The sequence below is a fragment of the Mycobacterium sp. ACS4331 genome, assembly GCF_001667265.1.
Taxonomy (GTDB): domain Bacteria; phylum Actinomycetota; class Actinomycetes; order Mycobacteriales; family Mycobacteriaceae; genus Mycobacterium.
Map to the genome: position 1 here is coordinate 117,951 of NZ_LZHW01000007.1, position 22,066 is coordinate 140,016.

At 67.0% G+C, this 22,066-nt stretch carries 20 protein-coding genes and 2 pseudogenes; 10 read left to right on the forward strand and 12 right to left on the reverse strand.

Annotated elements, in window-relative coordinates:
• Window positions 1-23: 23 nt before the first annotated feature.
• Window positions 24-746: a GntR family transcriptional regulator gene (locus tag A5727_RS01790; protein WP_068243456.1), complete on the reverse strand. Its 723-nt coding sequence runs from the start codon at window positions 744-746 to the stop codon at window positions 24-26.
• A gap of 153 nt (window positions 747-899) precedes the next feature.
• Between A5727_RS01790 and A5727_RS01795 the strand changes: the two genes are divergently transcribed.
• From A5727_RS01795 to A5727_RS01815, 5 genes are read left to right on the forward strand one after another with little or no spacing between them, the layout of a single operon-like run.
• Complete coding sequence (locus A5727_RS01795) at window positions 900-2,699, forward strand: FAD-dependent monooxygenase (protein WP_068243459.1); 1,800 nt, start codon at window positions 900-902, stop codon at window positions 2,697-2,699.
• Window positions 2,696-3,562 carry a fumarylacetoacetate hydrolase family protein gene (locus tag A5727_RS01800; RefSeq protein ID WP_068243461.1) on the forward strand — a complete coding sequence of 289 codons (867 nt, stop codon included), beginning with the start codon at window positions 2,696-2,698 and terminating at the stop codon, window positions 3,560-3,562. The genes A5727_RS01795 and A5727_RS01800 overlap by 4 nt, the downstream gene beginning before the upstream one ends.
• Window positions 3,563-3,576: 14 nt before the next feature.
• Window positions 3,577-4,500, forward strand: a complete 924-nt coding sequence (locus tag A5727_RS01805) for a VOC family protein (RefSeq protein ID WP_068243464.1) — start codon at window positions 3,577-3,579, stop codon at window positions 4,498-4,500.
• Entirely contained in the window at window positions 4,490-6,448 is a 1,959-nt protein-coding gene (locus A5727_RS01810) for an acetoacetate--CoA ligase (RefSeq protein ID WP_068243467.1), read from the forward strand. Before A5727_RS01805 ends, A5727_RS01810 begins: the two co-directional genes overlap by 11 nt.
• Window positions 6,449-6,491: 43 nt before the next feature.
• Entirely contained in the window at window positions 6,492-7,349 is an 858-nt protein-coding gene (locus tag A5727_RS01815) for an SDR family oxidoreductase (RefSeq protein ID WP_068243470.1), read from the forward strand.
• A 7-nt stretch (window positions 7,350-7,356) separates the two neighbouring features.
• On the opposite strand, the gene rnhA is transcribed toward A5727_RS01815, so the two are convergent.
• Window positions 7,357-7,821, reverse strand: a complete 465-nt coding sequence (gene rnhA, locus A5727_RS01820) for a ribonuclease HI (RefSeq protein WP_068243473.1) — start codon at window positions 7,819-7,821, stop codon at window positions 7,357-7,359.
• A 4-nt stretch (window positions 7,822-7,825) separates the two neighbouring features.
• Window positions 7,826-8,452: a VOC family protein gene (locus tag A5727_RS01825; RefSeq protein WP_068243476.1), complete on the reverse strand. Its 627-nt coding sequence runs from the start codon at window positions 8,450-8,452 to the stop codon at window positions 7,826-7,828.
• 293 nt (window positions 8,453-8,745) lie between these two features.
• On the opposite strand from A5727_RS01825, the pseudogene A5727_RS28015 reads away from it, so the two are divergent.
• Window positions 8,746-9,059 (forward strand): annotated as a pseudogene (locus A5727_RS28015) (hypothetical protein).
• 337 nt (window positions 9,060-9,396) lie between these two features.
• Here the strand turns inward: A5727_RS28015 and A5727_RS01830 are convergent.
• Complete coding sequence (locus A5727_RS01830) at window positions 9,397-11,268, reverse strand: propionyl-CoA synthetase (RefSeq protein ID WP_068243478.1); 1,872 nt, start codon at window positions 11,266-11,268, stop codon at window positions 9,397-9,399.
• A gap of 39 nt (window positions 11,269-11,307) precedes the next feature.
• Here A5727_RS01830 and A5727_RS01835 point away from each other — a divergent pair, with 39 nt between their 5' ends.
• Entirely contained in the window at window positions 11,308-12,132 is an 825-nt protein-coding gene (locus A5727_RS01835; protein WP_231991913.1) for an enoyl-CoA hydratase/isomerase family protein, read from the forward strand.
• On the opposite strand, the gene A5727_RS01840 is transcribed toward A5727_RS01835, so the two are convergent.
• The 4 genes from A5727_RS01840 to A5727_RS01855 form a co-directional block, all read right to left on the reverse strand.
• On the reverse strand, window positions 12,133-12,999 hold the full coding sequence (locus A5727_RS01840; protein WP_068243480.1) for an LLM class flavin-dependent oxidoreductase: 867 nt from the start codon (window positions 12,997-12,999) through the stop codon (window positions 12,133-12,135).
• A 21-nt stretch (window positions 13,000-13,020) separates the two neighbouring features.
• Window positions 13,021-13,500: a DUF2231 domain-containing protein gene (locus A5727_RS01845; protein WP_068243575.1), complete on the reverse strand. Its 480-nt coding sequence runs from the start codon at window positions 13,498-13,500 to the stop codon at window positions 13,021-13,023.
• Window positions 13,501-13,596: 96 nt separating this feature from the next.
• Window positions 13,597-14,250 (reverse strand): DUF4873 domain-containing protein, encoded by a 654-nt coding sequence (locus A5727_RS01850; RefSeq protein ID WP_157521170.1) that lies wholly within the window; start codon window positions 14,248-14,250, stop codon window positions 13,597-13,599.
• Entirely contained in the window at window positions 14,247-15,161 is a 915-nt protein-coding gene (locus A5727_RS01855) for an AurF N-oxygenase family protein (RefSeq protein WP_068243485.1), read from the reverse strand. Before A5727_RS01855 ends, A5727_RS01850 begins: the two co-directional genes overlap by 4 nt.
• Window positions 15,162-15,296: 135 nt before the next feature.
• Here A5727_RS01855 and cobF point away from each other — a divergent pair, with 135 nt between their 5' ends.
• Window positions 15,297-16,046, forward strand: coding sequence for a precorrin-6A synthase (deacetylating) (gene cobF / locus A5727_RS01860; RefSeq protein ID WP_068243489.1), 750 nt, complete (start codon window positions 15,297-15,299; stop codon window positions 16,044-16,046).
• Window position 16,047: 1 nt separating this feature from the next.
• On the opposite strand, the gene A5727_RS01865 is transcribed toward cobF, so the two are convergent.
• Window positions 16,048-16,647, reverse strand: a complete 600-nt coding sequence (locus A5727_RS01865) for an Rv1733c family protein (protein WP_068243492.1) — start codon at window positions 16,645-16,647, stop codon at window positions 16,048-16,050.
• A 121-nt stretch (window positions 16,648-16,768) separates the two neighbouring features.
• Between A5727_RS01865 and A5727_RS28020 the strand changes: the two are divergent.
• Window positions 16,769-17,065 (forward strand): annotated as a pseudogene (locus tag A5727_RS28020) (DNA-formamidopyrimidine glycosylase family protein); the annotation flags it as partial.
• 90 nt (window positions 17,066-17,155) lie between these two features.
• Window positions 17,156-17,623, forward strand: coding sequence for a zinc finger domain-containing protein (locus tag A5727_RS28025; protein WP_231991916.1), 468 nt, complete (start codon window positions 17,156-17,158; stop codon window positions 17,621-17,623).
• Here A5727_RS28025 and A5727_RS01875 read toward each other — a convergent pair.
• The 3 genes from A5727_RS01875 to A5727_RS01885 all read right to left on the reverse strand — a co-directional run bounded on the left by A5727_RS01875 (window position 17,616) and on the right by A5727_RS01885 (window position 22,031).
• Window positions 17,616-18,173: a chorismate mutase gene (locus A5727_RS01875; protein WP_068243497.1), complete on the reverse strand. Its 558-nt coding sequence runs from the start codon at window positions 18,171-18,173 to the stop codon at window positions 17,616-17,618. The two genes, A5727_RS28025 and A5727_RS01875, sit on opposite strands and share 8 nt — an antisense overlap.
• A 21-nt stretch (window positions 18,174-18,194) precedes the next feature.
• Window positions 18,195-18,773: an adenylate/guanylate cyclase domain-containing protein gene (locus A5727_RS01880; protein WP_068243500.1), complete on the reverse strand. Its 579-nt coding sequence runs from the start codon at window positions 18,771-18,773 to the stop codon at window positions 18,195-18,197.
• 69 nt (window positions 18,774-18,842) lie between these two features.
• A complete protein-coding gene (locus A5727_RS01885; RefSeq protein WP_068243502.1) occupies window positions 18,843-22,031 on the reverse strand; it encodes an adenylate/guanylate cyclase domain-containing protein in 3,189 nt (1,062 codons plus the stop codon).
• Window positions 22,032-22,066 lie beyond the last annotated feature (35 nt).

Genomic DNA, 22,066 nt, shown 5'->3' on the forward strand with positions numbered 1-22,066 from the left:
TGTGTGCATGCCAGAGTCGGGGGTCATCTTTCGGACGCGGACTCCACATCGCCGGAACCGGTTGCGTTGCGGCGATACTCGATGAGCGAATCGGTGGTGCGTTGAATGTGGCACTCCAGTGACTTCGCCCCCGCCTCGGCGTCGCGAGCGAGGGCGAGCTCCATCAGCTCTCGATGTTCTGCCGCGATGTCTCTGCCGGCGTCGGCACCCAGGTGGCGAGACCAATGCAGGTAGAGCTCCGAACGGTCGCGGAGGGATGTCGCGACCGACTCCAGGTGGACATTCCCGCTGCCGGCGAGCAGGGCGACGTGGAACTCTCGGTGAACCGAGGCGAACTCTCGGGTGATCAGGCCGTCGGCGTCGTTCACCGGAGTCGACGCCAACCGGTGGTGAGCGGCGACGACCGCAGCCTCCCAGGCCAAGTCGCCGTTGGAGATCGATTCGCGCAAAGTGGCCGACTCGATGATGACGCGTGCGCGGGTCAGATCGGTGAGGTCGTCGGTGGACAACGACAGGGTGCTGAAGCCCCGCTGCGGATTCGCCTGCAGGAGACCCTGCTCGGCGAGACGGCCCATCGCTTCGCGGATGACCGACAGGCTGACGTCGAATCGCTGGCTGTAGTCGACGAGCTTCAGCTTCGTCCCAGGAGGGATGCGGCCCGACAGAACCTCGTCACGGACGGCGTCGAAGACCTTCTCGGCGAGTGTCTGCTTGGCGGTTGGCTGCTTGGGGTTCGAGGGAGCCATCCGCTCCACTCTACAGCGAGCGCCCATGAATCACGTTTTTCGGTGAAATTTCGAAATTAAGCTTAAATAGCGTAAAACTAGGTGTACAACGAATGATCGTCAGTCCCCCGCGGATGGACCTTGAGTTCGCCGCGAATCGAGATTGGATTCGTCATGTCTGACAGCACTGTTCCCGTACTCATCGTGGGAGGCGGCGGCGCCGGACTGTCCGCGTCGATGCTGCTCTCCACGCTGGGAGTCGGCTCGCTGCTGGTCAGCGCGCTTCCCACCACCTCAACGGTGCCGAAGGCCCACGTGTTGGGGCAGCGCACCATGGAGATCTACACCGAGGTCGGCGCCGCCGACGAGATCTGTCGCCTCGGCACCCCCCAGGAGAACCTGGCGGCCACCGGTGTCTACGCCGCAGTGCGTGGCAGCAACCCGAACGCTGGCCGTGAGATCGGCAAGCTCGAACTCTGGGGTGCGGGATACCGCGACCCCGAGTACATCGACGCCAGCTCGTGCCCCACAGCCAATCTGCCCCAGATTCGCCTGGAGCCGATCCTTAAGGCGCGCGCCGAGGAGCTGAACCCGGGCGGCGTCCGCTTCCACCATGAACTCGTCGGCCTGGAGCAGGGGCCCGACGGGGTCCGCAGCACCATCCGGGACCTGTCCACCGGAGCCGAGTATCAGGTCGACTCGCAGTACGTGATCGGCGCCGACGGCGGTCGGACGATCAACGGCATGCTGGGCATCACGCTTCAGGGCGAACGCGACATCCTGAGCATGGTCTCCGTGCACATGTCCGCGGACCTGTCCGGCGTGCTCGACGACGACTCCGTTCTGCTGCGGGCGCTGGTGAACCCCGACCTCTACGGCGGCGCACTCAGCGGTGGCGTGATGTGCCCGATGGGCCCGGACAACTGGGGCACCAAGTCCGAGGAATGGGTCTTCCACATCGGCTACCCGTTCGGCGACCCTGACGCTGGCGACCGGGAGAAGGTCATCGACCGCATGAAGTCGCTGCTCGGACTGCCCGACCTCGACCCGGAGATCCACGCGGTCTCGGTGTGGACGATGGAAGGCGTCATCGCGGACCGCTTCCGAGTGGGGAGAGTGTTCATCGCCGGCGATGCCGCCCACAAGCACCCTCCCACAAGCGGTCTCGGTCTCAACTCCGCAGTTCACGACGTGCAGAACCTGTGCTGGAAACTCGCCGAAGTGCTGTCTGGGCGCGCTCGCGAGGCACTGCTGGATACCTACGAAATCGAGCGACGACCGGTGTTGGAGCGCAACATCGCCAACTCCGTGCGGTGCACTCGGAACCGGATCGCGTTCGAGGCCGCACTGGGGCTGTCTCCCGAGAAGTCGCCGGAGGAGAACTGGAGTGAGCTCGAGATCCTTTGGGACCAATCCCATCCGGAGCACAACGAGCGCGCGGACATCGTGAGCAACGCGCTGGCCACTCTGTCCGGCGAATTCCGGCACCACGGACTGGAATACGGCTTCACCCACACCTCGGATGCGGTCGTCGACGACGGCTCGCCGGCCCCTGTGGCCATTGACGAAATAAGGCTGTACGAGCCGAGCACCAGGCCCGGGAGCCCGCTTCCGCACGCGATGGTCTCGCGGCGAGGCGAGGTCTTCCCGCTGCAGAACCTCGCCCACGGCGGGAAGTTCGTCCTGGTCGCGGGTGAGGACGGTGGGGCCTGGGTCGACGCGGCACGCAAGATTGCCGAAGGCACGGAGCTGCCCTTGGAGGCGGTGACGGTGGGAGCCGACGACGCCGACCTGGTCGATGTGCGTTTCGCATGGCTGCGTAAGCGCGAGATCACCCGGCAGGGTGCTGTCCTGGTCCGTCCGGACCGGTTCATCGGATTCCGCAGCATCGGTGCGGTCGAAGACCCCGCGGCGGTTCTCCTTCAGGCCCTGCGTCAGATCCTGGCAAACAACGAACTGGGGACCGACAAGTGAAATTCGCCAACTACGAAGGCCGCGCTGCTCTCACCGACGGGCAGCGTGCGATCTTCGTCTCCGAGGCCAGCAACGGCAGCTTCGCCGACGAACCCGAGCGGATCTTCCCGCAGTGGGAGGACTTCGTGTGCTGGGCTGCCGACGTCGACCCGAGCGACGGGTTCGCCGTCGACCCGGCCAGGCTGGGTGCGCCCTCGCCGCACCCGCGTCAGGTGTTCGCGATCGGGCTCAACTATGCCGACCACGCCAGGGAGAGCGGGGTCGATCTGCCGACCCAGCCGACCGTGTTCACGAAATTCCCGACTTCAGTCACCGGGGCGCACAACGTGCTTGAGCTTCCCACCGACACAGTCGATTTCGAGGCGGAACTGGTCGCTGTGATCGGCACCCACGCCCATCGGGTCGCCGAGGAGGACGGGTGGGATCACATCGCCGGACTCACTGTCGGCCAAGACATCTCGGAGCGAACGCGGCAGCTGGCGGGTCCTGCACCGCAGTTCTCCCTGGGCAAGTCCTTCCCGAACTTCTCGCCCACCGGGCCGTGGCTGGTCACCGTGGACGAATTGAAGGATCGCGACCGCCTCGACGTCGGCTGTTCGGTGAACGGGACTGTGATGCAGAACGGCAACACCGTCCAACTGATCTTCTCGATCCCTCGACTTGTCGCCGAACTGTCGGAAGTGGTGCCGCTTCTGCCGGGAGACCTGATCTTCACGGGCACCCCCGCCGGGGTCGGTGGAGCCCGCAAGCCGCCTGTCTACCTGCGCAACGGTGACGTCCTCACCACCTGGGTCGACGGTATCGGCACCATCACCTCCACCTGCCGCCCCGGCACACCGTACCCCTCCCGCAACCACGCCTGATCAGGAGTCAAACAATGGCATTGCATCGGCTCGGACGTCTCACCATCGGAGTGCCCAACGTCGCCGAAACCGCGGCCTACTACCAGGAGTTCGGTCTGACTCCGCTGGGGGACAACAGTTTCGCCACAACCGATGGAGGTGAGCAGCTTCGCCTCATGCATGCACCGCGTCGTCAGGTTGTCGAGATCACCATCGGCGCAGCGGACCGGGACGACATCGGACGGATCAGTCGTCAACTGCAGAGCCTGGGCGTCGACTGCACGGTGACGGGCGACCGGATCGAGGCTCGTGAGCCCATTGCCGGCTTCACCGCCGTCGTCGAGGTCATGCCGACGCTGGATCAGGACCCAGTGCCGCCGACGCCGTACAACGGCCCGGGACGGATCGACCGCGGAAGTGGCCGGGCGCCGGGCATTCTGAGGGAGGGGCCCGTCAAGCCCCGCAAGCTCGGTCACTTCGTGATCGGCTCCACCGACCAGGAGGCCACCCAGAGGTTCTTCACCGACGGTCTCGGCCTCAAGATCAGTGACGTCATCCCGTCGGTCGCCGCCTTCATGCGGTGCTCCACCGACCACCACAACATCCTGGTGCAGCAGGCGCCGGTCAACTTCCTGCACCACACCTCGTGGCAACTCGACGACATCGACGAGATCGGCCGGGGTGCGATGTCGATGCTGGAGAAGGACCCAGCGCGTCACGTCTGGGGTCTGGGTCGGCACCACGTGGGTTCGAACTTCTTCTGGTACCTGCGGGATCCGGCGGGGAACTTCTCCGAGTACTACTCGGATCTCGACTGCATCGTCGACGACGCGCTGTGGGAGCCCGGCGTATGGGACGGCGCCCAGAGCCTGTTCAACTGGGGGCCACCGCCACCGCCGTCTTTCGTCATGCCCGAGGATCTGGCCGCACACATGACTGGATCGCACAGTGGCGCCTGATGCGTCGCAGCCGCTGTGGACGCCTTCGGCGGAGCTGGTCCGCGACTGCGAGCTGACCCGCTATCTGTCCTGGTTGGCCACCGAGCGGGGGTGGAAGTTCAGCGACTACCGGCAACTGTGGCAGTGGTCGACGACCGAACTGGACCAGTTCTGGCTGTCGGTGCGCGACTTCTTCGAACTCGACATCACCGACCCGGTCAGGGTGCTCGATGAGACGGCCGGGATGCCGAGAGTGACATGGTTCGACGGCGCCACCACGAACTACGCGGCCAACGCGCTCCAGCACTGCACAAATGACGTTGCGGTGAAGTCCCTGAACGAGAGTGGCGAACTGACCACGATGACCGGGAACGAGTTGCGCCATGCCGTGGGCGCTCTTACGCACTGGTTTCGGGAGCAGGGCATCGTCGCCGGCGACCGCATCGTCGCCTACCTGCCCAACATCGCTCAGGCCGTGGTCAGCATGCTCGCCGCGGCGTCGGTCGGTGCGGTGTGGGCGGCATGCGCGCAGGAGTACTCAGCCGAAGGCGCGGCGGATCGCTTCGCTCAGCTCGAACCGAAGATCCTGATCACCACCGACGGCTACCATCACGGCGGCAAGCGCTTTGATCGTCGGCAGGCGGCTGAGGATCTCGCCCGGAAGCTGGAATCCGTGCACACCGTGGTGTGGGTCGACAACCTGGGGCTTCTCGAATCGCCCACCGCAATCCGCTATGCCGACATCGTCGCCCAGGGCCGTGAGCCGGAGTTCACCCCCGTGGACTTCAATCACCCGCTGTGGGTGCTGTTCTCCTCGGGGACGACGGGTCGGCCCAAGGGGATCGTGCACAGCCATGGTGGAATCGCACTGGAGCACACCAAGTTCCTGGCGCTGCACGCCAACCTGACTCCTGGTTCGATGTTCCTGTGGCTGGCCACGCCCAGTTGGATGGTGTGGAACGTCCAGGTGTCGGGTCTGCTCTGCGGGGCGACGATCGCCACCTATGACGGAAGTCCCGCCTGGCCCGATGCAGGCCAACTCTGGCGCATCGCCGAGCGTTTAGAACTCGATTTCCTCGGAACGAGCGCCGCCGGCCTGATCGCTGCGCAGAAGCTCGCGACCCCGCCCCGCGAGGTGGCACCCGGACTGCGCTTGACCTCGATAGGCAGCACCGGCTCGCCGCTGCCGCCCAGCACAGCCGCCTGGGTGCAGGGGCACCTCCCCGACGTCTGGCTCGCTTCGGCGAGCGGGGGGACCGACATCTGTTCGGCGTTCGCGGGTGGTGTTCCCACCGAGCCCGTGTTCGCAGACCAGATTCAGGGACCGCTGCTGGGTGTGCGTCTGGAGGCGTGGGACGAACACGGGCAGCCCGTCGTCGGCCAGACCGCCGAAATGGTTGTCACACGCCCCATGCCGTCGATGCCGATCTGCTTCTGGCAGGACCCGCAGTACATCAAGTACATCGACGCATATTTCGATCAGTTCCCCGGCGTCTGGCGGCACGGGGACTGGATCACCGTGACGGAAGGCGGAGGCATCGTGGTCCACGGGCGTTCCGACGCCACGATGAACCGGCAGGGCGTCCGTATCGGCAGCGGTGAGATCTACGAAGTGGTCGAACATCTCGACGGTGTCCGCGACTGCCTCATCGTGGGTGTGGAACTGCCGGACGGCGGCTACTGGATGCCGCTGTTCGCGGTCCCGGCGGACGCCGTCACAGACGAACACGAGTTCTCCCAGAGTATTCGGGCAGCGATCCGCGCCGGTGCCAGTCCCCGGCATGTGCCGGACGAGGTGATCCTGGTCAGCGCCCTGCCGCACACCCGCACCGGCAAGAAACTCGAGGTTCCCGTCAAACGAATCCTGCAGGGCGCCGCCCCTGCTTCGGTGGTCAGTCCACAGGCCGTCGACGATTTCGAGGCCCTCAGCCAGTTCGTGATGCTGCGACCGGCCCTGCGCAGCAGGTGATCTCGGCGCAGTGCCCGCCAACATTCACCGATAGGAGACCACAATGATCGTCATCACCGGAGCCTCCGGACAGCTCGGGCGGCTCGTCATCGAAACCGTCCTGGAGAAGGGGTATGAGGCGGGCGACATCGTCGCGGCTGCGCGCACCCCGGAGAAGGCGGCCGATCTCGCCGATCGGGGAGTGCAGGTACGGTTCACGGACTACGACGAACCAGACACGCTGGCCCGTGCATTCGACGGCGCCGACAAGGTGTTGCTGGTCTCCGGGAATGATCCGGTTCGGAGGGTTTCGCAGCACCGTGCGGTGGTTGATGCCGCTGCAGCGGCCGGCGTCGGCCTGCTGGTGTACACGAGCTTCCTGCATGCGGATTCAGCGCCGCTCGCGCTGGCTCCCGACCACAAGGTCACTGAGGAGTACATCCGCGACTCGTTGGTTCCCTTCAGCATCCTGCGCAATGGGCAGTACACCGAAAACGTGTTCCCCGCGGTACACCAGGCGCTGCAGGCGGGGGTGATCCTCGGTTCAGCACGCGATGGGCGCACCGCCTCGGCAGCTCGCGCGGACTACGCGGCCGCCGCTGCCGCTGTTCTGACCGGAGACGGCCATGAGAACACGGCCTACGAGCTCACCGGCGACACCGCGTGGAGCCGAGCCGAACTCGCTGCAATGGTGACCGAACTGTCTGGGAAGACGATCGTCTACCAGGACCTGCCCTCCGACGAGTACGCGAAGATTCTGTGCGGAGCTGGGCTGCCGGAGCCGGTGGCCGACCTGTTCGCCCGGACGGACGTGGACATCGCCGACGGCTACTTTGCCGAGACGACGGGTGAGCTCTCCCGTCTGATCGGGCGTCCCACCACGACTCTGCGTGAGAGCCTGCTGGCGTCGGTCGGGAACTGACTCTCTATCAGTAGGAGACAGCCGACCCGCTGACCGCCTGCTCCAGCCCGCGGGTGGCCAGCTGGTCGGCCAGTTCGTTGTCGGCGATGCCTGCGTGGCCTTTGACCCAGAACCATTCGACTTGGTGCCTCGCGCAGGCCGCCTGCAGGCGCTGCCAGAGGTCGACGTTCTTCACCGGCTGCTTGGCGGCCGTCAGCCAGCCGTTGCGTTCCCAGCCGAACACCCACTTCGTGATGCCGTTGCGGACGTAGGTGCTGTCGGTGTGCAGATACACCAGCACCGGCCGGGTCAACGCTTCGAGCGCCATGATCGGCGCCATCAGTTCCATCCGGTTGTTGCTGGTGGCGCCGGGTTCGCCGCCGAACATCTCGCGCACGTGGTCGCGGTGCCGCAGCACCGCGCCCCAACCGCCGGGTCCGGGATTTGGTCGGCAGCCGCCATCGGTGTGGATGATGACGGGATCGGTGTCCATGGACTCAGAGAATAGGCGTCGAGATCATTGCCGTCGGTACCGACATTCCGAAGGCGCGGTGCTGCACCGTGGTGATCCTTCTCCCAGGCTGCACCGCGTCCTTGACCGGGGTTCTGTGCTCACCGAAGAACTCGGCCGTCGCGTCGACGTCGTCGACGACGTAGGTGATGCCCCACAGCCGCGACGGCCCCTCTTCGGCCGTGTCCGGCGAGCCCACCATCTCCAGGATGGGCTCCCCCAGGCGGTAGAAGATCTGTTTGACCTGCCGTCCGCCGAGTTCAGCGTCGCGTTCGCGGCGCGGTTCGAGACCTACCTTCGCCAGGGTCTCTATGGTGCGCGTCAGGTTCGGGGTGAGCAGCACGATGTGGTCGATTGAGGCTGCGCCGTTGGCGTGCGTGACGGGTTCCGTCGGCTCCGCCGCCGTGGTGAGCGGGATGCCGTCGAGGTTGTTCGGCGCATCTGCCGGCAGGTCGCGCAGCGCCCAGGCCACGATGCCTTTGCCGCGGTCGCGGCCGACCAGGCGGATGCACACCCCGCCGACGCGGCAGACTCCGTTCTGCACCATGAACCCGGCCTTCTCCCATGTCTCTGGTTCGTCGGCGACGTCGACGGTGTCCACGGTGACGGGCATGGGGTCAGCGTACAAATTCTGTCGGTGTCTGCTCCTGGCTCGGGTTGGAGCTCGCTGTCGACGAGCGACTCATTGTGTCCATCCAGAAGCGGTTGGACCAGCTGGGCAGAGTCTCGCCCTCTCCGGAAGCACCTCTCTGAATTGCCCGCCTCTGAGCGAATTTCGACGGGTGGGGGGAGGATTCGGCGTCGGACCTTTTCACGCGGGGCTGTCGGGTGCGTCTTTGAATTGCCCGCCTCAGAGCGAATTTCGACGGGTCGGGAAGATGTCGGTGGTGTGTGCCATGGTGCGGCATGACAATTCGACTGCGGGGCACGGATCTGCGGTACGTGCTCATCGACATGATCTACACATGCGGTCCCATGACCGTCAGCGACATGGTGGCCGAACTCGCCCGTCAGGGTTTCACGGTTCACGGCCACCCGCCCAGACGGTTTCCGACGCACTGCGCTGGGACCGACGCCGGGGCCGGGTGGTTCGACTGGGGTGGGGTACTTACGGCCCGGGAGCTATGCCACGTTCCACCGAGTACCGGATCGATCACCGATCTCTGGCACTGCGCATGGCCGCCCGGAAGGCGTTTCTGGCGAGGGAGTTCGACACCTGAGTGGCCGCTGCGACCTAAGAGCGTGTGAAATTCGCTCCGAGGCGGGCATTTCGGAGGGGTGGTTCGGGAAGTGGCGGGGGTGGTGCGCCTGTGTTCTGGGCGCGATGGGTGCCTGTCGAGGCGCGCCGGTGTGGGAAGTTCGCTCCGAGGCGGGCATTTCGGAGGGGTGGTTCGGGAAGTGGCGGGGGCGATGCGCCTGTGTTCTGGGCGCAGTGGGTGCCTGTCGAGGCGCACCGATGCGTGAAATTCGCTCCGAGGCGGGCATTTCAGAGAGGTTCCCCGGAGAGAGATGGGGCCGCCAAACCTGGCGGCCCCAGCCGAACAGGGACAGCCAGACCTACTGTCCCAGCACCGTCCTCAGCGCATCGAGCACCGACGCGTCCTCAATCGTCGACGGCACCGGCTCGTCACGGCCCGCCGCGATGCCCCGCAGCGTTTTGCGCAGGATCTTGCCGGACCGTGTCTTCGGCAGCGCCGGAACCACATCGACCATCTTGAAGGCCGCGACGGCACCGATCTCCTCGCGCACCAACGCGACGAGTTCCGAGGTCAACTCCTGCGGTTCGGCGCCGGCCTTGAGCACGACCAGACCGCGCGGGGCCTGCCCCTTGATCTCGTCGGGCACGCCGATGACGGCGCACTCGGCCACCGACGGATGCGTCGCGAGCACCTCTTCGATGGCGCCCGTGGACAACCGGTGCCCGGCCACGTTGATGACGTCGTCGGTGCGGCCCATCACAAAGAGGTAGCCGTCGGAGTCGAACCGCCCGCCGTCGCCGGTCAGGTAGTAGCCGGGATGCTCGGACAGGTACGAGGCCTCATACCGTGCGTCGGCGTTCCACAGCGTCGGCAGCGTGCCGGGCGGCAGGGGCAGGGCGATGCAGATCGAGCCCTCTTCGCCGGGTTCGCAGCGGTACCCGTCGTCGTGGAGGACCTGCACGTTGTACCCGGGCATCGGCTTGGTCGGTGAACCGGCCTTGATCGGGAACTGCTCCACCCCCATGGGGTTGGCGGCGATCGCCCATCCGGTCTCGGTCTGCCACCAGTGGTCGACGACGGGCACGCCCAGGTTGTCGGTGGCCCAGTGGTAGGTGTCTGGATCGAGCCGCTCGCCGGCGACGAAGAGATACTTCAGGCTCGAGATGTCATGCTCGGCAAGATGTTTGGCGGTGGGATCCTCTTTGCGGATGACCCGGATGGCGGTGGGGGCGGTGAAGAGCACCTTCACGCCGTACTCGGCGATCACACGCCAGAACGCCCCGGGATCGGGGGTTCCGACGGGCTTGCCCTCGTAGAGCACCGTCGTCGCGCCGTACAGCAGCGGCGCGTACACGATGTAGGAGTGGCCGACCACCCAGCCCACGTCGGAGGCCGCCCAGAACACGTCCCCGGGCTCGATGTCGTAGATGTTGCGCATGCTCCACAGCAGCGCCACCGCGTGCCCGCCGTTGTCACGGACGATGCCCTTGGGCTTGCCGGTCGTGCCCGAGGTGTACAGCACGTACAGCGGGTCGGTCGCGGCCACCGGCACGGCCTCGGCGGGCGAAGCCGTCGCCATCAGGTGATGCCAGTCCACATCGCGGCCCTCGACCATGTCGCAGCGATGCCGGTCGCGCTGCACCACGATGCAGTGCGCCGGCGGATGCTCGGACATCGCCACGGCGTCGTCGAGCATCGGCTTGTACTCGACGATGCGGGAGGGCTCGATCCCGCACGACGCGGTCACCACGACCTTGGGCTGCACATCGTCGATGCGCACGGCGAGTTCGTGCGGGGCGAACCCGCCGAACACCACCGAGTGCACGGCGCCGAGCCGGGCGCAGGCCAGCATCGCGATGACGGCCTCAGGGATCATCGGCATGTAGATGACGACCCGGTCGCCCTTGTCCACCCCGAGGCTGCGCAGCATCCCGGCGCAGCGCGCGGTCTCGTCGAGCAGTTCGGCGTAGCTGTAGACCCGCTTGGTCGCGGTGACGGGGGAGTCGTAGATCAGCGCGGCCTGCTCACCCCGGCCGGCGGCGACGTGCCGGTCCAGGGCGTTGACGGACGTGTTGAGTTCGGCATCGGGGAACCAGAGGTAGAACGGCGGGTTGGTGTCGTCGAGAATCCGCTGCGGAGCCCGGGTCCACGTCACGGCCTCGGCCGCCTGGCCCCAGAACCCTGCCGGGTCGGTGATACTCGCGTCGAACACGTCTTTGTATGCGCGCATGCGGGCACCTTAGTCCCCGGTTCCTCTATCGTCGGCAGGGTGTCCACGGAAGTCGAGATCAGGTCCCTCAAAGGTACGGAAAATGCGGCAAGCGGCGACATCGCGGTCGTCACTTTGAACCGTCCCGACAAGTTGAACGCCATCGACGGCGCCTTGATGGCGGGCATGGACGCCGCCCTCGATGAGCTCGAATCGGGGCGGTACCGGGCGGCGATCCTGACCGGGGCGGGCCGAGGCTTCTGCGCCGGCGCGGACTTGAGCGGCACCGGCGAGGCCTGGACCGGCCGCGCCCGGACCGCGCTCAAGACCGCCTACGACGGGCAGGTGCGGCTGGCCGATCAGCTCACCCGCCTCTACGAACTGCCGGTGCCCGTGATCGCCGCGGTCAACGGCGTCGCGGTCGGCGGTGGTCTGGCGTACGCGCTGCACTGCGACATCCGCATCGCATCGAGCACCGCACGCTTCGGTTCGGTGTTCATCAGGGCCGGCTTCTCGTCCATGGACATGGGCACCAGCTACCTGCTGCCGCGCATCGTGGGCGCCGGCATCGCCCGCGAACTGATGCTGACTGGCCGCATCATCGACGCCGACGAGGCGTACCGGATCCACCTGGTCAACGACCTGACGTCGCCGGAAGAACTGATGGCCGTCGCCGAGGCCAAGGCCCGTGAGATCGCAGCCAACAACGCCTACGGCGTCTGGCAGACCAAGACCGGGCTCAACACCGCGCTGGACGCTCCGAGCCTGCGCCACGCGAAGGAGATCGAGAACCGCACCCAGGTGCTGAGCACGTTCACGGGCAACTCGGCCGAGGCCGCGCTGGCGCACCGTGAGAAGCGGGCCCCGGTCTGGAACGACCTGTGATCAGACCCGCGCGATGACCTTCTCGGCGAACTTCTCCAGGTGCCGGATCTTGGTGTCCAGCGGCTCGGGGTCGGAACCCATGATGTACGGGTAGCGGAAGCCGACGATCACGTCAGTCACGCCCTTGTCCTCCAGGCGTTTGATGCCGTCGGGGGTGTAGGCGTCGCCGGAGATCACGTGGATCTCGAAATCGTCCCTGGGTTCCTGCTCGGCGCGGTACCGGTTCAGCGTGGCCAGCAGTTCGTCGAGTTCCTCGGGCGCACCGCCGCCGTGCATCCAGCCGTCGTTGCGGGCGGCGCGACGCAGCGCGGCGTCGGCGTGGCCGCCGATCAGGATCGGAATGGGCTTGGTGGGCGCCGGGGTCATCTTGGTCTTCTCGATGTCGTAGAACTCGCCGTGGTACTCGAAGTACTCACCCGTGGTCAGTCCGCGGATGATGTCGATGCATTCGTCCATCCGCTTGCCGCGCTTGGCGAATGGCACGCCCATCAGGTCGTAGTCCTCGGGCCACGGACTGGTGCCGACGCCCAGGCCCAACCGGTTGCCGAACATCGCGGCCAGCGACCCGGCCTGCTTGGCCACCAGGGCGGGTGGCCGAATCGGCAGCTTGAGGACGAAGAAGTTGAACTTCAGTGTCGTCGTCACCGCGGACAGCGCCGAGGTCAGCACGAAGGTCTCGATCATCTCCTTGCCGTCGAGGAACTCGCGGTTCCCGTCGGGGGTGTAGGGATAGACCGAATCCGACTCGAAGGGGTAGGCGACGCTGTCGGCGATCGTCATCGCGTGATAACCGGCGGCCTCGGCCGCCTTCGCCAGCGGAATGTAGTACGAGGAGTCGGTCATGGCCTCGGCATAGGTGAACCGCATGCCGCCATGCTAGAACACGTTCTAGTTTTCGGATTCCGATTCCGCGTTCTGCTCGCCCCAGACGGCCTGTGCACCGGAGTCGCCGATGCGGTAGACCTGGACCGCGGTGGCCACCGACGCCACGATCACCAACGCGGCGATGGACACGGAGACAACAGATTTGGTGGTTCGGTCGGGCTTGTCGCGGAGGTGGGCGAACACCAGCAGCCCGGCGGCCACCACCAATGCGATGGCGAAGTACAGCATGGTGTCGCCGAGTTCGGCGTGAATCTCCAGGGCGGCCGAACCGTCGACTCGATGCTCCAGCGCCTCGCCGGCCTCGGTGGTCAGCGGGGTCAGGACGAGTACCGCCACCGCCAGGGCCGCGACCAGCCACACCAGGCGACGTCGTGCCGCCGGCCAGAGCGCACACACGATCGCCAGCAGCGCAGTCAACGGTGCCAGCACCACGATGAAATGGACGAAAAGAGGGTGCGCGGGAAGACCTTGGAATGTCGACACGGGTGTCCTTCCGCTCAGGCCGAGTTGGCAGAGCATCATGATCGGACACTTCGCTGTCAGTTTCCTGGGAGCGGGATCGACCGCGGCGCAGGATGGTCAGTCGAGCGCGAAGGGCGGGGCGCCAACCCCGGCGACGGTGTACCCGCCCCACGGAGTCCGCTCGACGACGCGCGCCTGGGCTGAATGGCTGGTCGTCGAAATCGTCAGGGTGCGTTGGCCTTTGAGCACATCATCGGGGATCTCACCGGAGATCGTGCCCCGCCAGTGGTAGCGGCCGTCGATCGCGTCCAGATGGCCGGCAAGACGGGCGTCGGCGTCGACGACGCTGTCGGCGAGTGCGACCGACACCGAACCACGGTAGAGATCGTCGCTGCCGGGGGCTGACCCGGTCAGGTGGAACCGTCCCCGCGGCGTCGCCCGTCGCCACCATCGCAGCACCACGCGGGATTTGGCCTCGATCCGCGTCGATCCTGACTGTTCCAGCAGGTTCAGGCACTGCTGCACGAAGCGGACCTGCGCGGCGGTGTGGGGACCGGGAACGCGGAACAGGTTCGGCATGCCGTGCACCGCGAGTACGGCATCGCCGGACGGGCGCGCGTCGATCAGCGTGCGGGCCGTGACAGTGCTGCCGTCGGGGGCGGCGATCGTCCAGCTGTCGGTCGCGTTGTCGAAGTGTGCGTCCCGCAGTCGGGCGTCGGGCAGTACGACACCGGGGAGACCCACGTCCGCGCCGAGGACGATCGATGTCACAGGAATCCGGCCCGTCGCCACATCCGCCTGCCCACGCGGCCCATCAGGCCCACCTCCTCGAAGAACGCCGCCAGCGGGGCGAACCCCGAGACGCACTTGGCGTGGAAATGCGGGTTCCTGCGGGCGATCCTGCGCATCTCCGAGCCGTCGAGGCCCGCCCGGCTGTACTGCACCGGCAGCGTGAACAGCATCCGATAGAACGGTCCGCCCGCACCGTGCAGGTTCGCGATCAGGGTTCGGCGGTACCACGGCATCCCCGGCACGGTCTTGCGCAGACCGTCGCGCGCGAACTGGATATGGCGGGCCTCCTCGGTGACGTGGATGCGCATCAGGCGCTGCACGATCGGCTGCAGGTCGGGGTCCTCCATGATCTCGCGCTGCAGCGAGTCGAAGATCTCCTCGCCGACCAGCGCGGCCGTCCACAGCACTGGTCCGCGGAACACCAGCGGCAGCGAGTTGATGATGATGCGTTGAAACAGCTTGGGCCGCACCGGAATACCGCCCACCTTGTCGATGGCCTTGCCGAACATCACCATGTGCCGGGTCTCGTCACCGAGTTCGGTGAGGGCGTAGTGCGTGCTGCTGGCGGTCGGGTTCTTGTGCATCAGATCCCGCAGCAGCGCCTGGTTGAGGATGTTCTCGAACCAGATGCCGGCCGAGAGGATGTTGACCAGCTCCTGACGGGACAGCTCGATCTGCTGCTCACGGGTCAGGGCATCCCAGGCCGGCGTGCCGAAGATCGTGATCACCTGCGGGGGCAGAAAGTACTTGTCCGGGTCCAGCGGTGCGTCCCAGTCGATGTCGACGACGGGCTCGTATGACTTCTTGACCGACCCCTTGAGGAGTCGTTCGGAGAACTCCTCGCGGCTGGGAGTCGTGGCAGCGGCCCGATGGGGCGTGGACGTGGTCATCAGTGCACACCTTCTGTGTGGCGGTCTATGTGACGTAGCTGACTGTGAACGTAAGGCCGCCGTCGACACTTGTCAATACCGCCGGTACCGGGTACTTGAAATCGTGACCCCGGACCCCTGCACTAGCCTTCCGATGTGCGCACCATCCACGTCATCGGCATCGGCGCCGGAGATCCCGACTACGTCACGGCGCAGGCCGTGACGGCACTCAACGACACCGAAGTCTTCTTTGCCATGGACAAGGGGCAGGCCAAGTCGGACCTGGTGGCGCTGCGCCGGCACATCTGCGCGCGCTTCATCGACGGCGACGACTACCGGTTCGTCGAACTTGCCGATCCCCAGCGGGCCAAGGCCGACGACGGCTCCGGTTACGTGCAGGTGGTGGCCGACTGGCACGAAGCCCGCGCCGCAGTGTGGGCCCGCGCCATCGAAACCGAACTCGGTCCCGACGGCGTCGGGGCCTTTCTGGCCTGGGGCGACCCGTCGCTCTACGACAGCACGCTGCGGATCCTCGAACTGGTCCGGCGGCACGTCGACATCGACTACGACGTCGTCCCCGGCATCACGGCGATCCAGGCGCTCACGGCGCGACACCGCATCCCGCTCAACGACGTCGGTGAACCGGTGCTGATCACCACCGGTCGTCAGCTGCGGGAGAACGGCCTCGACGGAGCCGCGGTGGTGATGCTCGACGCGGAGTGCTCGTTCATGGAATGCCCGCCGGCGACGCACATCTGGTGGGGCGCCTACCTCGGTACCCCCGATGAACTGCTGGTGGCCGGCACGGTCGGTGAGGTGGGCCGCCGGATCGTGGCGATGCGTGCGGACGCCCGTGCCCGGCACGGCTGGATCATGGACACCTACCTGCTGCGCGCGCCGAACTGAGTCAGGGATCCCGGTTGGCGCGGCCGTTCCCGCTGCTGAACACCCGCCACTGGCGGTCCCACGCGGCATAACGCCGGCGGTCCATCTCCGCGCGCAGGGCCGCCATCGCGCCAAGGCTCGCGAGCGTCATGCTGGTCCACAGCGCGAGACCCACACCCAGGCCCGCGCTGCCGATCTCCGCGGGGGTTCTCGGAGGATCGGCGATCTGGCCCGCGGAGTCGAGCCAGACGGTGATGCGGTCGCCGGGCCGATGATCCGCTCCGACGCCCGAGACCGTTTCGGTGCGTTCGTCGAAGCCCCACGAGAACTTCACGTCGAGATTGCGGGTGAGATGCGGAACGCGGCTGGGCGCACCGTTGCGGACGGCGACCACGGTGGCCTCGACCCTGTTCAGCGAGTCCATGTAGTCCTGGTTCTGCTCGGCCTCGGCGGCGCTCATGGCGCGGCCGACGAGCATCGCCGTCGGTATGGCCGCGACGAACAGCGCGAGCAGGCACACCGTGACCAGCGCCTCGAGGCGGTCGTGGCGGCGGATCAGAGAGTTGCGACCCAGCGCGCACAGGACCCAGAACCGACGACGGCGCTGTTGCGATTCAGTCATGAGCGTTCCCCAGCAGGTGTTACGACTACGTTAACAACTTTGGCACTGGAGTGCCCGTTTCCTCGCACTCGAAAGATGTGACTTGGCTTGCGCCCGCGGTGCGACGCGGCAGACTGGACAGATGCCAGAACTGCCCGAGGTGGAGGCCCTGGCCGACTACCTGCGCCACAACGCGGTGGGACAGACCGTCAGCCGCGTCGACGTCGGTGCGTTGTCGGTGCTCAAGACCTACGACCCGCCGTTGACCGCGTTGACCGGTCAGACCGTGACGGGCGCCAACCGCTGGGGCAAGTACCTCGGCCTCGAGGTGGGGGAGCTCAACCTCATCACGCACCTGTCGCGGGCGGGCTGGCTGCGCTGGTCGGACAAGCTCAGCCCGGCGCCGCTCAAACCCGGCAAGGGCCCGATCGCGCTGCGCGTGCACCTGGAGGACAGCACCGGCTTCGACCTCACCGAGGCGGGCACGCAGAAACGGCTCGCGGTCTGGCTGGTGCGTGACGCCTGGAGCATTCCGCAGATCTCGGCCTTGGGACCCGACGCACTCGAACTCACCCCGGAGGACCTGGCCGCGGTGCTCAAGGGCAACACGGGCCGGATCAAGTCGGTGATCACCGACCAGAAGGTGATCGCCGGCATCGGGAACGCCTACAGCGACGAGATCCTGCATGTGGCGAAGCTGTCGCCGTTCGCGACAGCGGGCAAGCTCACCGAGGCGCAGGTGGCCGCGCTCCACGATGCGATGTTCTCCGTGCTGGGCGACGCGGTGACTCGCTCCGTGGGTCAGCAGGCCGCAACGCTCAAGGGGGAGAAGCGGTCGGGGCTTCGGGTGCACGCGCGCACCGGGCTGCCGTGCCCGGTGTGCGGGGACACGGTGCGGGAGGTGTCCTTCGCGGACAAGTCCTTTCAGTACTGCCCCACGTGCCAGACCGGCGGCAAGATTCTCGCTGACCGGCGAATGTCGAAGCTGCTCAAGTAGTTTGGCAGTACGATCCGGTTGCGGTGTCCAGCGCTCGCTGGTGCAGAGGATCCAAACCGCGGTCCTGAACCACCTGGGTGACGGCTCGCTCCAGATCGTCCGCACAGGTGGGCGCCTGCAGCGAACCCCACTGCAGGGCAATCTGTTCGACCATCGCCCGGTTGTAGCCGTCGATCTGTGTGCGTGAGGCGGCAAGGTCCGGCGCAGTCCGCGGCGCGGTGAGCGGGTCCAGCTTCCACTGGCCGAACCGGGTGTACTGGATGGCCTCGGTGGCATCGATCTGATTGCGGAACACGGTCTGCACATAGCTGGGATCGACATTGCGTGCCGCGGCGTCGGCACCGACCGCGTCGAGCACCTGTTGGGCACGCGGGCCATCGGTGATCGGCCCGCCGTTGACCCATTTGAACTCGGCCACCGGTTCGGCGGTCTGCAGACGCTGCACGGCGGTGTCGACCAGTGTGTAGAGCGGACTCACCGGGTCGGCGTGCGCGGCGGGGACGACGGGCAGGACGACGACGGCTGCCAGTACCAGTGCCAGGGGTTTCATCGGGCCCAGTTCAGCACCGAATCAGCCGTAGTTCAAGCGCCGGCCCGCGCGCGCCGACAGCAGTCGGTGTGCGGGGATGGGGTTGTCGTCGCCCTTGACTTCGATCAACAGCAGCGGCCCCAACGCGGCCCTGTCGGCGACCAGCAGTGCCGTGGTGTTCGACAACAGCACGCCGCCCGACGGCGCCGCGGCCTGCATCTTGCGAGCGACGTCGAGCAGATGTTTGGTCGAGCCCTGGTCTCCGACCACCACCTCGCCCGAGTTCAGCCCGAAGCGGCCCGGATGGTCGAGGGCCGACTGGATTTCGAGCGCCGCCATACAGGCGCACAGCGCGTGGTCGGCGAGCGCGGTGCGCGCTCCGAACCAGGCGCGGAAGCTGTCCCCGGTGAAGGCGTCGACGGTCCCGCCGCAACGGGCCACGATGGCCGCGCACCGGTCGAATCCAGGCCCGGCGGCCGTCGTCGGCGCCGCGATGTCGCCGCACAACACCGTGACCTGGGTGCGCGTGGGGACCGGGTCCGCCGAGAGCCGAACCCCGCATTGGTCGCAGTACTTCGCCGATGGGCGCAGGTCATGGCCGCATGCCGAACAATCGCCCATTCGAGTCCCCCGAGATCGACGAAGCTGAAAGCCCTCCAATTATGCCCCGACCTGCCGTTCCGGGCCGGTTCATTCCGTCGCGGGCACCTCAAGCGGCCGCAGGAGCATGAATTCGCCCTGTGCGCACAGCTTCCTGCGGACCTCTTCTCGAGCCGCGAACGCGGTCCGGAAGGCTTCGGCGTCCCCGACGGCGTTGGCCAGGATCGACTCGTTCAACAGCACGCAGTTGTCCAGGGCCAGCAGTTCGGTCTGCTGTGCCACCGCGCGCAGACCGGCCGTGAGCATGGTGGCCTCGGCGATGTCCTCCTCGCGTCCGCGCGCCGCGAGCACCTGTACCAGGGTGCTCGCGGTCAAGCCCACGAACGTGAAGTTGGCGTTCTCGAACTGTCGGCCGATCTCATCGCGGATGAGGTCGATCGCGCCGTCGAGGTCGCCGTGTCGGGCGGTCGCGATCGCCAGATCGGCTTCGATGGGGCCCGCGGTGATGACGGCCGTCCGGTGTTTGGCGATGACGGCACGCGCCCGCTCCAACAGGCGCACCGCGAGGTCGCTCGCCGTGGGGTCGAGGCGCAGCAGCATCAGGGCGCGGGCCCACAGTCCGCAGATGATGCCGAAGTTGTCGCCGAACTGCTCCGCCTCCTGCAGCGCCTCTTCGGCGGCGTGCAGGGTGCTCACCGTGGCCGGCTCGACGCCGACGGCCACCAGCCCGCAGTTGAACGCCATGACCATCGCATAGGTCGCGGGATCGAGCGTCCGGGCCTGCTGCAGGCCGACCTGCAGATCACGACGGCCCTGCTCGGGGTCGTCGCCGGTGACCAGGTGGGTCAGTCCGGCGACGGCGTAGGCCCGTGCCGTCGCGCTGCTGACGAGATCCCCCGCGACGGTGCGCAGGCGCGTGGCGGTCTGCTGCGTCGCCGGATAGTCACACGCCATGAACTGGGCCCACATGACGGTGAAGAGCAGGTCGACCTTGGCCTCGACGTCGGTGGGGACGGTGTCGATCATCTCGAGGAGGTCCGCTGCGAGGTTGACCGCCTCCATCGGCTTGCCGTAGTTGGTGCACAGCGCCGTCATCCGACCGGCGATGCCGATCATCTGGGAGCGGGTGTCGCCGGACTGTGCGGCCAACTCCCGCAACTCGCGGTAGTTGGTCTCCGATTCCGGATCACACCCCAACATCCATTCCGTCCAGGCGAGCATGGCCCGTGGTGCGGTCTGCAGCATCTGGCGCAGTTCGACGTCGGCCGGCATCTGGTCGGCCAGGTCCCGTGCCCGCGTCCAGCTGGAGCGTGCGGCGATGATGTCGCGCGACTGCAGCCAGTCCGCGGCCCGCATGTGCCAGCCGTAGGCACCCACAAGATCGCCCGCCGCCTCCAGATGCGCGCCGATCAGCGCCGCGACCTCGTCGGGATTCGCCTCGTTCGCGGCCTCGATGGCCTGCGCGACGCGGCGATGCGCCTCGGTCCGGACATCGGTGAGCTGCGATTCATAGGCCACGGTGCGCACCAGCGGGTGCCGGAAGGCGTACCGCGCGTCAGGGACGAATTCGATCTGATCGATCAACTCGACCGACACCAGCTCGGCCAGCTGGCCCTGATCGACATCGGGAAGCAGCGCGTTGAGCCACCGCAGTTCGAAACGTGAGCCGATGACGGCCGCGGCGTTGAGGATCGCCTTGCCCTCGACCGACAACCTGTCGATGCGAGAGGCGAGCACCGCCTGAATCGTTGCCGGAACCGCGATTTCGTCGACCTGGCTTTCGCAGCGGTAGCTTCCTCGGCTGCCGGTCAGCACATTTCGGCCGACCAGGTCGCGGACTATCTCTTCGACGAAGAACGGGTTGCCCGACGCCGCGGCGGCGACCAACTCGGCGACACCGGCCAGCGAGGCGTCGCGACCGATCAGACCGTGCGCGATCTCGAGCGTGGCGGTCTCGTCGAGCGGCTCGAGCGTGACCGAGACCTCCGACAGGTCCCGCAGGCCGCCCTGGTATTCGGGACGGTAGCTGACCACGAGCATCGATGCGGTGGCCGAGATGGTCGAGGCGAAGTCGGCCAGCGTCGCATCGCTGGCGGCGTCGATCCAGTGCAGGTCCTCGAGGATGAAAAGCGTTCGCAGTGGCCGGAATTCGACGGCCTTGAGCATCGTTTCGACGAGCCACCGGCGTCTGGCGTCGAGGTTCAGCCCGACCGGTGGGGAGTCGCCGGCGGCGATCCCGAGAAGTTCGAACAGGATGCCGACGCCTGCCGCGTCGTCGGCGATCGATGTCGGAAGTCGATTGAGGACCTGTGCGCGGGCGGCCGCGTCGTCGAGGCGTGCGATGCCGAACATCGCGCGCAGCATGCGGGACAGGGCCCACAGCGGCACATCGGCGGTGTGCGCGTCGCACCGGCCGATCACCACGTCGGCGCCCTGCTGTCCTGCGAGCGCGGCGAACTCGCCGATGAGTCGACTCTTGCCCAATCCGGGGGCGCCCATGATTTCGACCAGACACCCCTTTTCGGTGTCGAACGCGCCCATCAGCGTCGCCAACTGGCCCGCCCGTCCCACCATCGGACCCTCGTCGCGCCCCACGATCGGCCGCTCGGTGGAGACCGACAGCAGTTGGCGAGCAGGTACCAGGTCCGTCTCACCCTTGATGGCGACGTGCTGTACCGGACCGAGCTGTGCGACGCCCTCTGCCAGGACCGCCGTCGACTCGGAGCACAGGACCCCGTCCGGTGGGGCGGCCGATTCCATCCTCTGCGCCATTCCGACCGCCTGCCCGATGGCCGTGTAGCTGTCGGGGCCGGAGCCGATTTCGCCTGCGACGACGGCGCCGGAGTTGAGCCCGATGCGCAGTCGGAGGTCGACGCCGTCGCGCTCGCGAACCTCGGCCGCGAGGTCCTTGGCGACGGCCTGGATCTGCAGGGCCGCGATACAGGCGCGCGTGGCGTGGTCCTCGAGCGCGATCGGCGCACCGAACAACGCCATCAAGCCGTCCCCGGTGAACTTGTCGACCGTGCCGCCGTACCGCTGCACGACAGCGGCCGACCTGTTGAACAGGTTGTGCATCAGATACCGCAGCTCTTCGGGGTCCAGGCGGGCCGCCAGTTGCATCGACCCGACGACGTCGCAGAACAGCACGGTGACCTGCTTGTGCTCTCCGGCTGCTCCGGTCTGGCTCAAGCGCGCACCGCAGTGCTCGCAGTACCGTGCACCCGGGCGCAGGTCAGTCATGCCGCAGTTGCGGCAGGTCAGCGTCCCCACGTCAGCCATCGCTTGGAATCGACCCCCTCAGGTATGTCGATTAT